At 66.5% G+C, this 11,144-nt stretch carries 12 protein-coding genes; 7 read left to right on the forward strand and 5 right to left on the reverse strand.

Features of this window, described 5'->3' with window-relative positions:
* Positions 1 to 47 precede the first annotated feature (47 nt).
* On the forward strand, positions 48 to 572 hold the full coding sequence (locus L286_RS39260; protein WP_025160894.1) for a GNAT family N-acetyltransferase: 525 nt from the start codon (positions 48 to 50) through the stop codon (positions 570 to 572).
* Here L286_RS39260 and L286_RS39265 read toward each other — a convergent pair.
* The 4 genes from L286_RS39265 to rph form a co-directional block, all read right to left on the reverse strand.
* Entirely contained in the window at positions 556 to 1,863 is a 1,308-nt protein-coding gene (locus tag L286_RS39265) for an MFS transporter (RefSeq protein ID WP_020819063.1), read from the reverse strand. The genes L286_RS39260 and L286_RS39265 overlap by 17 nt on opposite strands.
* A complete protein-coding gene (locus L286_RS39270; protein ID WP_020819062.1) occupies positions 1,863 to 2,660 on the reverse strand; it encodes a TrmH family RNA methyltransferase in 798 nt (265 codons plus the stop codon). The genes L286_RS39265 and L286_RS39270 overlap by 1 nt, the downstream gene beginning before the upstream one ends.
* Positions 2,661 to 2,747: 87 nt before the next feature.
* Positions 2,748 to 3,377 (reverse strand): RdgB/HAM1 family non-canonical purine NTP pyrophosphatase, encoded by a 630-nt coding sequence (rdgB, locus tag L286_RS39275; RefSeq protein WP_020819061.1) that lies wholly within the window; start codon positions 3,375 to 3,377, stop codon positions 2,748 to 2,750.
* 48 nt (positions 3,378 to 3,425) lie between these two features.
* Entirely contained in the window at positions 3,426 to 4,142 is a 717-nt protein-coding gene (gene rph / locus L286_RS39280; protein ID WP_007687158.1) for a ribonuclease PH, read from the reverse strand.
* A gap of 96 nt (positions 4,143 to 4,238) precedes the next feature.
* Here rph and L286_RS39285 point away from each other — a divergent pair, with 96 nt between their 5' ends.
* The 3 genes from L286_RS39285 to grpE are packed head-to-tail and all read left to right on the forward strand — an operon-like array spanning position 4,239 to position 6,393.
* A complete protein-coding gene (locus L286_RS39285) occupies positions 4,239 to 4,754 on the forward strand; it encodes a DUF6438 domain-containing protein (RefSeq protein ID WP_007687160.1) in 516 nt (171 codons plus the stop codon).
* 44 nt (positions 4,755 to 4,798) lie between these two features.
* Positions 4,799 to 5,842, forward strand: a complete 1,044-nt coding sequence (gene hrcA / locus L286_RS39290; RefSeq protein ID WP_007687163.1) for a heat-inducible transcriptional repressor HrcA — start codon at positions 4,799 to 4,801, stop codon at positions 5,840 to 5,842.
* Entirely contained in the window at positions 5,839 to 6,393 is a 555-nt protein-coding gene (gene grpE / locus L286_RS39295) for a nucleotide exchange factor GrpE (RefSeq protein ID WP_007687165.1), read from the forward strand. Before hrcA ends, grpE begins: the two co-directional genes overlap by 4 nt.
* Before the next feature lie 433 nt (positions 6,394 to 6,826).
* On the opposite strand, the gene L286_RS39300 is transcribed toward grpE, so the two are convergent.
* Positions 6,827 to 8,158: a methyl-accepting chemotaxis protein gene (locus tag L286_RS39300; protein WP_020819060.1), complete on the reverse strand. Its 1,332-nt coding sequence runs from the start codon at positions 8,156 to 8,158 to the stop codon at positions 6,827 to 6,829.
* 337 nt (positions 8,159 to 8,495) lie between these two features.
* On the opposite strand from L286_RS39300, the gene sdhC reads away from it, so the two are divergent.
* Genes sdhC through sdhA form a run of 3 tightly spaced genes read left to right on the forward strand, consistent with a single transcriptional unit; the run spans position 8,496 to position 11,031 of the window.
* Positions 8,496 to 8,828: a succinate dehydrogenase, cytochrome b556 subunit gene (sdhC, locus tag L286_RS39305; protein WP_020819059.1), complete on the forward strand. Its 333-nt coding sequence runs from the start codon at positions 8,496 to 8,498 to the stop codon at positions 8,826 to 8,828.
* Positions 8,828 to 9,217: a succinate dehydrogenase, hydrophobic membrane anchor protein gene (gene sdhD, locus L286_RS39310; RefSeq protein WP_020819058.1), complete on the forward strand. Its 390-nt coding sequence runs from the start codon at positions 8,828 to 8,830 to the stop codon at positions 9,215 to 9,217. The genes sdhC and sdhD overlap by 1 nt, the downstream gene beginning before the upstream one ends.
* Positions 9,217 to 11,031 (forward strand): succinate dehydrogenase flavoprotein subunit, encoded by a 1,815-nt coding sequence (gene sdhA, locus L286_RS39315; protein ID WP_020819057.1) that lies wholly within the window; start codon positions 9,217 to 9,219, stop codon positions 11,029 to 11,031. Before sdhD ends, sdhA begins: the two co-directional genes overlap by 1 nt.
* Positions 11,032 to 11,144 lie beyond the last annotated feature (113 nt).

The following is an 11,144-nucleotide window of genomic DNA, read 5'->3' on the forward strand; positions in this document are numbered from 1 at the left end:
CGGCCGGTCCCTCGCGGGATCGGCCGCAATCTTTGCAGGACAAATCCATGCCGCTTCTTCATCGTCTCGCCGTTCCGGCCGATGAACCATCGCTTGTCCATGTGATGACCCTGGCCATCGACCGCCTGCAATCGGGCTTCCTGACGCCGGAGCAGGTGAAGGCCAGTCATGGCTTCATGGGGCTGGACAGCCGGTTGATCGCGGACGGCACTTATTTCGTGATCGAGGATCGGGGGGAGATTGCCGGTTGCGGCGGGTGGAGCCGGCGCGCCACGGCCTATGGCGGCGACCATAGCGCGGGGCGGGACGACCGGCTGCTCGATCCGGCGACGGAGGCCGCCAGGGTGCGGGCCATGTACACCCATCCCGATCATGTGCGGAAGGGCGTGGGCACGATGATCCTCTCGCTCTGCGAAGCGGCGGCGCGGGCGGAGGGCTTTGCGGCGCTGGAGCTTTCCGCCACCATGGCGGGGGTGCCGCTCTATCGCAGCTTCGGCTTTGCCGACGTGCGGGCGTTCGAGGACAGCGGCGTGCCGCTGATCCTGATGCGCAAGCCTATTTCCGACTCGTGAACCACAGGCCGATCAGGCTGAGCGCCGCCGCCGCCGACATGTAGAGGCCGACCAGTTCCACGCCCTGCGCCTGGATCAGCCAGGTCGCGACGATGGGCGCCATCGCGCCGCCGATGATCCCGCCCAGGTTGAAGGCGAAGGATGCGCCGGTATAGCGCAACTGCACCGGGAAGAGATGCGGCAGATAGGCGCCCAGCGGGCCGTAGACGAAGCCCATCAGGAGCAGGGCGAGGCTGAGGATCAGGAAGATCGGCAGCAACTGCCCGGTGCCCATGGCCGGGCCGAAGATGACGCCCATCGCCACCGTGCCGATGCAGCCTGTGACCAGCACGCGGGTGGGGCTGCTCCTGTCCGCCCACCAGCCCGCGATGACGATGCTGAGCGCCATGAACAGGATCGCGCCCAACTGGATGGCGAGGAAGGTTTCGCGGTCGATTTTGAGGGTGGTGGTGCCGTAGCCGAGCGCGAAGGCGGTCGCGATATAATAGACGGCGAAGCAGGCGGCGCAGGCGAAGGTGCCCGCGACGGCCGCGCCCAGATGGCTCTGCAGCAGCGTGGCGAGCGGCACGGCGGGCGGCGGGGCTTCGGCGCGGGCGGCGGCGAATTCCGGCGTTTCGGTGAGCTTCAGGCGAATCCACAGGCCCAGCAGCACCAGCACCGCGCTGCCCAGGAAGGGCAGGCGCCAGCCCCAGGCGAAGAAATCATCGTCGGTGAGGAAGGTGCCCAGGATCAGGAACAGCCCGTTGGCGGCGATGAAGCCGACCGGGGCGCCCAGTTGCGGGAACATGCCGAAACGGGCGCGCCAGCCGGGCGGGGCGTTCTCCACCGCCAGCAGCGCCGCGCCGCCCCATTCGCCGCCCAGCCCCAGGCCCTGGCCGAAGCGCAGCAGGCAGAGGATCAGCGGCGCCCACCAGCCGATGCTTTGATAGGTGGGCAGGAATCCGATGGCGAGCGTCGACCCGCCCATCAGCATCAGCGACGTCACCAGCGTCGCCTTCCGCCCGATGCGGTCGCCATAATGGCCGAACACCGCCGCGCCGAGCGGCCGGGCGAAGAAGGCGAGGGCGAGGCTGCCATAGGCCGCCAGCAACTGCGCGGAGGGGGAGGAGGCGGGGAAGAAGAGCGGCCCGAAGACCAGGCTGGCGGCGGTGGCGTAGATATAGAAGTCGTAGAATTCGACCGCCGTGCCGATCAGGCTGGCCGCCAGCACCCGCTTGTGCCGCAGCATCGCGCCGATCCCGCCCATCTCCTCCGAAGTCGCTTCCGCCACCTGCACCGCCCCCGTCGCCATCATTTCGCTCTTTTCTGGTTCAGCAATTCATAGGCCATGACCGCGCAGGCCACCGCCGCGTTCAGGCTGTCCGCCTTGCCCAGCATCGGCATCTTCACCAGCAGGTCGCATTCCGCCTCATAGCTTTCGGGCAGGCCCTGCGCCTCATTGCCGACCAGCAGGAAGCTGGGGCTTTGGTAGCGCGGTTCCTGATAGTCGCGCGTGGCCTTCAGGCTGGTGCCGATCAGTTCGCCCGGTCCTTCGCGCAGCCAGTGCATGAATTCGCCCCAGCGCGCCTGGGTGATGGACTGGGTGAAAAGGGCGCCCATGCTGGCGCGCACGGATTCGACGGAGAAGGGGTCGACGCAATCGTCGATCAGGATCAGCCCGCCCGCGCCCACCGCGTCGCCGGTGCGCAATATGGTGCCCAGATTGCCGGGATCGCGCAGCGACTGGGCGACGATCCAGATGTCGGCCTTGGTTCGGTCGAGTTTCGCCAGCGGGGTCAGCCGGTCGCGATAGACGCCGACCACGGCCTGCGGATTGTCCTTGCCGCTGATCTTGGAGAGGATGTCGGGCGTGGTTTCGATGACGTCGCCGCCCGCCGCCTCCATCGCCGCGATCAGCTCGGCGGCCAGGGGATGGGTGGAGCCGGCGTGGAACAGCATTTCCGGCAGCACGCCTTCCTCCCGCGCTTCGGTCAGGATGCGCAGCCCTTCGGCCAGGAAGAGGCCCTCCGCCTTGCGGAATTTCTTTTCGCGCAGGGAGCGAACGCGCTTCACCAGCGGGTTGGAAAATCCGGTGATCTCTCGCGCCACGATCCTGTCTCTTGCCCCATTTCCGAAGGTCCGCCGAAACGGCCTCTCTATAGGGGGAGCGCGGAAAAGGGTAGGGGGCTTGGCCGTTCAGAAAACCGCCGCCACCAACTGCGCGAACGCGTCGGCGCGGTGGCTCATGCCATGCTTTTTTTTCGGGTCCATCTCGCCGAAGCTGATGTCGTGGCCATGCGGCTGGAAGATCGGATCATAGCCGAAACCCCGGTCCCCGCGCGGCGGCCAGATGATGGTGCCGTCGACGCGGCCCTCGAACGCCTCCACATGGCCGTCGGGCCAGGCGAGGGCAAGCGCGCAGATGAAATGCGCGCCGTGGCCCGCTTCCGGTCCCTTCGCCTGGATATTGTCCCAGACCAGCCGCATGGCGATGTCGAAATCCTTGGTCGGGCCGGCCCAGCGGGCGGAGAAGATGCCCGGATCGCCGTTCAGCGCCTCCACGCACAGGCCGCTGTCGTCGGCCAGCGCGGGAAGGCCGGAAAGGTCGGCCGCCTGCATCGCCTTCAACTCCGCATTGGCGATGAAGGTCGTGCCGGTCTCCTCCGGCTCGGGCAGGTCCAGCGCGGCTGCCGACACCGTCTCTATGCCATAGGGCGCCAGCAATTCGCCGATTTCCCGCACCTTGCCGGGATTGTGGCTGGCGATCACCAGTCGTCCCGGACCCAGCTTGCGGATCGCCTGTTCCTGCCCGAAATCGTCACTCATCCTGTCGTCCCATATCGTCGCCCGCGCTGAAACGAGCGGAAGGAAGGATTATCTCCCGGTCGCCTTGTCCTGCGCCGCGAAAATCTGCGCGCAGCCGATGCGGGCGAGGCGCAGCAGGCGCAGCAGTTCCTCCTCGTCATAGGTCGCGCCCTCGGCGGTCGCCTGCACCTCCGCGAACTTGCCGTCGCCCGTCAGGATCAGATTGGCGTCCGCCTCGGCATTGCTGTCCTCGGCATAGTCGAGGTCCAGCACCGGCGTGCCGTTATAGATGCCGCAGCTTATCGCCGCGACCTTCTGCACGATGGGGTCTTCGGCCAACGCGCCAGACGCCAGCAGCCCGTCGATGGCGATGCGCAGCGCCACCCAGCTTCCCGAAATGGCGGCCGTGCGGGTGCCGCCATCGGCCTGGATCACGTCGCAGTCGACGACGATCTGCCGCTCGCCCAGTTTCTGGAGGTCGACCACGGCGCGCAGCGAGCGGCCGATCAGGCGCTGGATTTCCTGGGTGCGGCCCGACTGCTTGCCCTTGGCGGCCTCCCGGCTGCCGCGGGTGTGGGTGGCGCGGGGCAGCATGCCATATTCCGCCGTGACCCAGCCCGATCCCTTGCCGCGCAGGAAGGGCGGCACCTTTTCCTCGATGGAGGCGGTGCACAGCACGCGCGTGTCGCCGAAGCTGACCAGGCAACTGCCCTCGGCATGGATGGTGAAGCCGGGTTCCATGGTGATGTCGCGCATCTGGTCGGGCGCGCGGCCGGAAGGACGCATAAATATTCTACTCCGAAGCGTTGTGTCGAGCGGGCTTAGCGTCGGGCAGCCCATCATGCCAGTGGCGATGCAGCCGAAAGATGCTAGAGAGCGGCTATGCGGACGAAAGCATTATCGATCTTGGCGGCCCTCGCCCTGTTGGGCGGCTGCGCCATGGAACAGGCGGAGCTGGAAAAGCCGACCCTGGCCGGCGACACGATCAGGTTTTCCGCCGGTCCCTGCTTCGGCGCCTGCCCCAGCTACAGCCTGCGCGTGACGCCGGACGGGTCCGGCCTGATCGAGCCGCAGCGCTTCACCGCCATTCCCGGCCCGACCCGCTTCACCGTGACGCCGGCGCAATATCGCCGCTTCCGCGCCGCGCTGGCGCAGTTCCGGCCCGCGCAGGGGACGGTCCGGCGAATCGGCCAGGGGGAAAATTGCGTCCGCTTCGCCACCGACATGCCCGGCTATGTGATCGAATGGACCCGCGGAGAAGCGCCGCCCACCCGGCTGGAGTTCCAGTCGGGCTGCATGGACGCGGGCTATGGCAAGCTGCGCGCCGCCATAGCGTCCATTCCCAGGATGCTCGATGTTGCCGCCATGGTGAAGCCGACGGCGGCGAAGGGCCGGTGACGGACGGGCTTGAGCCGCAACCGATGCTTGCCTAGATAAAGGCCATGGCGGTCACCCCGATCACCGAACTGAACGAACGCGCGCGTGACGTTTTCCGTCTGGTGGTCGAGAGCTATCTCGGCACCGGGCTGCCCGTGGGTTCGCGCACGATCAGCAAGATGGCGTCGCTCAGCCTGTCGCCCGCCTCCATCCGCAATGTGATGCAGGATCTGGAGGAACTGGGCCTGCTTGCCGCGCCGCATACCTCCGCCGGCCGGATGCCGACCGAAACGGGCCTGCGGCTGTTCGTCGACGGCATGATGCAGGCGGCGGAACCCTCGGTCGAGGAACGGCGCGCGATCGAGGCCGGGATCAGCGAAGGCGGGCCGATCGAGGAGGCGCTGTCGGCCGCGACCGCCGCCTTGTCCGGGCTTTCGGCCTGCGCCGGCATCGTGATGGTGCCCAAGCGGGAGCCGGTGCTGCGGCAGTTCGGCTTCGTGCCGCTGAACGAGCGGCAGGCGCTGGCGGTGCTGGTGGGGCAGGACGGTTCCATCGAAAATCGCGTCGTCGACCTTCCCGTCGGCGTCACGCCGATGATGCTGAACGAGGCCGCCAACTTCATGTCGGCGCGCTTCGGCGGCATGACGCTGGCGCAGGCGGGCGACGCCCTGCGGCGCGAGGTGGAGGGAGACCGCAGCGCGCTTCAGGGCGCGGCGCGGGAATTGGTGGCGCGGGGCATCGCCCTCTGGTCGCAGGATGCCGACGACCGCCCGGTGCTGATCGTGCGCGGCCAGGCGCACCTGCTGGACGACGGCACCGCCGCCGACCTGGAGCGGGTGCGGCAATTGCTGGAACAGCTTGAAGGCAAGCAGGAGATTTCCCGGCTGCTGGAAAGCGCGCTGGCGGGCAGCGCGACCAAAATCTTCATCGGTTCGGAAAACAAGCTCTTTTCCCTGTCCGGTTCTTCGGTCATAGCCGCGCCTTACCGGAGCGGTGACGGCCGGGTGGTGGGCGTGGTCGGAGTAATCGGCCCGACGCGCTTGAACTATGCGCGGGTGATCCCCATGGTGGACTTCACCGCACAGACGCTGTCGAGATTGATGAGATGAGCGAAGACAAGCAGAATATCGAGAATACCGAGGTCGTGGACGAACTGCCCGAGGATACGGCGCCGGCAGGCGACGCGGCGGCGGAGCGGATCGCGAGCCTTGAAAACGAACTGGCCACCGCCAGGCAGGACGTGCTCTACGCCCATGCCGAAACGCAGAATGTGCGGCGGCGGCTGGAGAAGGAACTGGCCGACGCGCGCGCCTATGCCGCGACGGCCTTTGCCCGCGACATGCTGTCGGTGGCGGACAATCTGGGCCGCGCGCTCCAGGCGATTCCCGCCGACCTGCGCGAGGACGAGAAGTTCAAGGGCCTGGTCGCCGGGCTGGAAGCCACCGGGCGGGAACTGGAGGCTGTGTTCGGCCGCAACGGCATCGAGAAGCTGGTGTCGGTCGGCCAGCCGCTCGATCCCAACAAGCATCAGGCGATGATGGAAGTGCCCTCCGCCGATGCCGAGCCGGGGACGGTGCTGGTGGAGATGCAGGCGGGCTATACGATCAAGGATCGGTTGCTGCGTCCCGCGCTGGTGAGCGTGGCGAAGAAGCCCGACTGATCGGTCGCGCCTGGGGGTGGCCCGATGGTCGTCCTGAGTGGCGTGGACAATTCGGAACGTCGGGAAATTGGCTAATCCAGGACATTCCCCCTCCCGCAAGCGGGAGGGGTTAGGGGTGGGCGCGAGCGGAGCGAGCTTCCGGGTTAGCCGTTGAAAGCCGCCGCTGATGTCGCGCCAGCCCACCCCCTGGCCCCCTCCCGCCTGCGGGAGGGGGAATAACGGCTCCCCGCCCCAAAACACTCAGTTCGGCGAGTCTTGAATTTCTCCGCGCTGCCTGGATGCTCACGAGCCACTCGTTTCGCTTGAGCGCCAGCGCATCGAGCGGCAGGAGGACGCCGATGTCGAGCGCTTAAGGCAGGCGGCGGCGGATCATCCGGACCACTTCGCCTTCGGGAGAGCGGCGGGCGGTTCCGTCCCGTCGGCCGCCCGCCTTTCAGGCGACTTGCCGTCCGAAGTCGGAGGATGCGGCGCGCAGGCTGGACAGCTTGCCCTCTACGCTCATGAAGCCGCGTTCCAACTGGTCGATTTCAGAAGCCACCACTTCGGTATCCTGGCGGATCGCGCTGATGGTCGATGACATGGAGTCGGCGGCAAGGGCGGTTTCGTCGACCGCAGCGGTGATCATCGTCACCGTCTGCGCCTGCGCGTCCATGGCGTGGCGGATGCGTTCGGCGCTGGCCTGAACCTCTCCCACCGTGTCGCGGATGCGCTCGTTGGTCTCGACCGACTGGCGGGTCGAGGCCTGGATGTCGGCGATCTTGCCCGCGATTTCGTCCGTGGCGCGGGCGGTCTGGTTGGCCAGGCTCTTGACCTCCTGCGCCACCACCGCGAAGCCGCGCCCGGCATCGCCGGCGCGGGCAGCCTCGATTGTGGCGTTGAGCGCGAGCAGGTTGGTCTGCCCGGCAATGTCGCGGATCAGGCCCAGGATCGATTCGATCGATTTCGCATGGTCCGACAGGGTAGTGGACATGGCGACGGCATCGCCCGACTGGCGGGCGGCGCGCTGGGCGACGCCGGCGGCGCTCTCCACCTCCGTCCGGGCATCCTCTATGGCGCGGATCAGCCCGGCGGAGGTGCGGGCGGCTTCGCGCATGGCAAGGGCGGATTGTTCGGCGGCGGCGGCGACTTCCGACGCCTTGCCCAGCATGCCGCGGGTCGCGGCCGACGCGTCCTTCGCCTGCTCGCGCAACGATTCGCCCAGTTGCGACGCGCCGTCAATCTCTCCCATGATCCGCTGTTCGAACATCGTGCCGAAGCGCTGGCGTTCGTTGCGCTGCGCCTCCGCCTCGTCACCGGCGACGACATTGGCTATCAGCCCGGCATCGACCATGCTGACCTGCATCATGACATGCACCAGTTGACGGCGGCTCGCGTCATCCTCCGCGCGTTGCCAGATAAGGTCGACCAGCTTTTCATTGGCGATGGCGACCGGCATCAGCACCGCGCGCAGCGGAGAGCCGTGCTTGCGCGCATGGCGCACGCAGGAAATAGAGGAGAAAGCCCATTCCGCCGATTCGTAATAGCCCAGTTTCTGGCGCACATATTCATGCGCCTCCGTCTCGATCTTGGCGAGCGTGGCGGGGCTGAGCTTCTGCCGCAGGCCGGTCTGTTCGAGATAGGCGTCGAAGAAGGTGCGCGCCGCCATGCCGGCCTGATCGCCCAACAGATCGCGAATCTGGCGCAGGCCGCGCGCCAACTCGCCATGGGGATCGACCTCGCTTATCATGGCGAGCAGGGCGTTCTTGGGCGTGGCGGCGGAATTCATGTGCGGCAAAACCCCCGAATTGGTCTGATTGTCCCGACGGGCTATAGAGCCATTTGGTTAATCACTTCTTAGGGCCGACCCATATTCCGCGCTGGAGGAACGGCCATGTCCCGCATGAAGCGGCGCAAGGCCGGCATTCACGTCCCTGAACGATGAAATTCATTATCGCTTGTGGAACGATCCGCGATCACGCGGTCAGGGCGACTTGCCCTATCGACATATCGCTCCTAAGGGGACGGGACTCGAGGGACAACATCAGGGATGTAGGGAAGATATGGCGCGAACCACGAGCCGGCCGCTCTCGCCGCATTTGACGATCTGGAAATGGGGGCCAGCCATGGCCGTCTCCATCATGCACCGCGTGACCGGCAACGGTATGGCGACGGCAGGGGCCTTGGGCCTGGTCTGGTGGCTGATGGCCGCCGCCATGGGGCCGGAGGCCTATGCGACCTTCGTCGCATGCGCGACATCGCCTATCGGCTATTTGGTGATGGCGGGGCTTAGCTGGTTCTTCTTCCAGCATCTCTGCTCCGGATTGCGCCATCTCGTGCTCGACATGGGCGCGGGCTATGAACTGAAGAGCAACAAGAGCTGGTCGCTGCTGACCTTCGCCCTGTCGACGCTCCTCACCATCGGCTTCTGGGCCGCCATCTGCACGGGGAAATTCTGATGGGAACCGGAACTGGAATCGGCCGCGTCCGCGGTCTTGGATCGGCCAGGCACGGCGCGCATCACTGGCTGGCGCAGCGCTATACCGCCATCGGCAACCTGCTGCTGGTGCTGTGGCTGCTGTTCAGCCTGATCGCCCTGCCGGGCCTCGATTATCAGAGCGTCGTCGGCTGGATCGCCAATCCGCTGGTCGCGGTGCCGCTGATGCTGATGATCGTCAGCATCTTCTGGCACCTGCGCCTGGGGATGCAGGTGATGCTGGAGGATTATGTCCATGACAAGGGGCTGGCCTTCCTCTCCACGCTGCTGCTGAACTTCTATGCCTTTGGCGGCGCGGCCGCGGGCATCTTCGCGATCGCCAAGATCGCCTTCACGGGGATCGTCAAATAATGAGCGAAGCCTACAAGATCATCGACCACACCTATGACACGGTCGTCGTGGGCGCCGGCGGCTCCGGCCTGCGCGCCACCATGGGCAGCGCGGAGGCGGGCCTGAAGACCGCCTGCATCACCAAGCTGTTCCCCACCCGCAGCCACACCGTGGCGGCGCAGGGCGGCATCGCGGCTTCGCTGGGCAACAATTCGCCCGACCACTGGACCTGGCACATGTACGACACCGTCAAGGGGTCGGACTGGCTGGGCGACCAGGACGCGATCGAATATATGGTGCGCGAGGCGCCCGCCGCCGTGATCGAGCTGGAACATGCGGGCGTGCCGTTCAGCCGCAACGACAACGGCACCATCTACCAGCGTCCGTTCGGCGGCCACATGCAGAATATGGGCGCCGGCCCGCCGGTGCAGCGCACCTGCGCCGCCGCCGACCGCACCGGCCACGCCATGCTGCATGCCCTGTACCAGCAGAGCCTGAAATATGACGCGGACTTCTACATCGAATATTTCGCCATCGACCTCATCATGGAAGACGGCCCGAACGGCAAGGAATGCCGCGGCGTCATCGCCATCTGCATGGAGGATGGCTCGATCCACCGCTTCCGCAGCCATGCCGTGGTGCTGGCGACGGGCGGCTATGGCCGCGCCTATTTCTCCGCCACCTCGGCGCATAGCTGCACCGGCGACGGCGGCGGCATGGTGCTGCGCGCCGGGCTTCCGCTCCAGGACCTGGAGTTCGTGCAGTTCCACCCGACCGGCATCTACGGCGCGGGCGTGCTCATCACCGAAGGCGCGCGCGGCGAAGGCGGTTATCTGACCAATTCCGAGGGCGAGCGCTTCATGGAGCGTTATGCGCCTTCCGCGAAGGATCTGGCCTCGCGCGACGTCGTGTCCCGCTCCATGGCGATGGAAATGCGCGAAGGGCGCGGCGTGGGTCCGAACAAGGACCATATCTACCTGCACCTCGACCATATCGATCCCAAAGTGCTGGCGGAGCGTCTGCCGGGCATCACCGAGAGCGGCAAGATCTTCGCGGGCGTCGACCTGACCCGCCAGCCGCTGCCGGTGACGCCGACCGTCCACTATAATATGGGCGGCATACCCTGCAATTATCATGGGCAGGTGGTGACCAAGGTCGGCGACGATCCGGAAGTGGTGGTGCCGGGCCTCTATGCGGTCGGCGAAGCGGCCTGCGTGTCGGTCCATGGCGCGAACCGCCTGGGTTCCAACTCGCTGATCGACCTTGTCGTGTTCGGCCGCGCCACCGGCCTGCACCTCAAGGAAACGCTGAAGCCGAACGCCAGCCATCGTCCGCTGCCCAAGGATGCGGCCGACCTGGCGCTGGGCCGCCTGGATCACTATCGCAACGCCAAGGGCGGATCGCCGACGGCGAAGATCCGGCTGGAAATGCAGCACACCATGCAGAAGCACGCCGCCGTGTTCCGCGACAGCGCGTTGCTGGCCGAGGGCGTCACCAAGATGGCGCAGGTCAACCAGAGCCTGACCGATGTCGGCGTGTCGGATCGCTCGCTGATCTGGAACACCGACCTCATCGAGACGCTGGAGCTGGACAATCTGATGTCCCAGGCGGTCTGCACCATGGTCAGCGCGGAAAACCGCAAGGAAAGCCGCGGCGCCCACGCACATGAGGACTTCCCGAACCGCGACGACAATGAGTGGATGAAGCACACCATAAGCTGGTTCGACGGCTGGGGCGGAAAGGGCGGCAAGGTGACGCTCGATTACCGTCCGGTGCACGATTATACGCTCACGGACGAGGCGGAATATATCAAGCCCAAGGCGCGCGTTTACTAAGGCCGCTTGGACAATTCGGGATGGCGGGGAATGGCCAATCTAGGACGTTCCCCTCCCGCCTGCGGGAGGGGCTAGGGGTGGGCGCGACCCCGGACTTGATCCGGGGGAGCTTC

The sequence above is a fragment of the Sphingobium sp. HDIP04 genome (genome assembly GCF_000445085.1).
In the GTDB taxonomy this organism is placed as follows: domain Bacteria; phylum Pseudomonadota; class Alphaproteobacteria; order Sphingomonadales; family Sphingomonadaceae; genus Sphingobium; species Sphingobium indicum.

Bases quoted from the DNA above. Each gene is read 5' to 3' on its own strand.
- rph (WP_007687158.1), bottom strand. From the start codon at position 4,142: ATGCGTCCTTCCGGCCGCGCGCCCGACCAGATGCGCGACATCACCATG.
- hrcA (WP_007687163.1), top strand. From the start codon at position 4,799: ATGGCGGTCACCCCGATCACCGAACTGAACGAACGCGCGCGTGACGTT.
- L286_RS39260 (WP_025160894.1), top strand. From the start codon at position 48: ATGCCGCTTCTTCATCGTCTCGCCGTTCCGGCCGATGAACCATCGCTT.
- sdhC (WP_020819059.1), top strand. From the start codon at position 8,496: ATGGCCGTCTCCATCATGCACCGCGTGACCGGCAACGGTATGGCGACG.
- sdhA (WP_020819057.1), top strand. From the start codon at position 9,217: ATGAGCGAAGCCTACAAGATCATCGACCACACCTATGACACGGTCGTC.
- L286_RS39300 (WP_020819060.1), bottom strand. From the start codon at position 8,158: ATGAATTCCGCCGCCACGCCCAAGAACGCCCTGCTCGCCATGATAAGC.
- grpE (WP_007687165.1), top strand. From the start codon at position 5,839: ATGAGCGAAGACAAGCAGAATATCGAGAATACCGAGGTCGTGGACGAA.
- L286_RS39285 (WP_007687160.1), top strand. From the start codon at position 4,239: ATGCGGACGAAAGCATTATCGATCTTGGCGGCCCTCGCCCTGTTGGGC.
- L286_RS39265 (WP_020819063.1), bottom strand. From the start codon at position 1,863: ATGGCGACGGGGGCGGTGCAGGTGGCGGAAGCGACTTCGGAGGAGATG.
- sdhD (WP_020819058.1), top strand. From the start codon at position 8,828: ATGGGAACCGGAACTGGAATCGGCCGCGTCCGCGGTCTTGGATCGGCC.
- rdgB (WP_020819061.1), bottom strand. From the start codon at position 3,377: ATGAGTGACGATTTCGGGCAGGAACAGGCGATCCGCAAGCTGGGTCCG.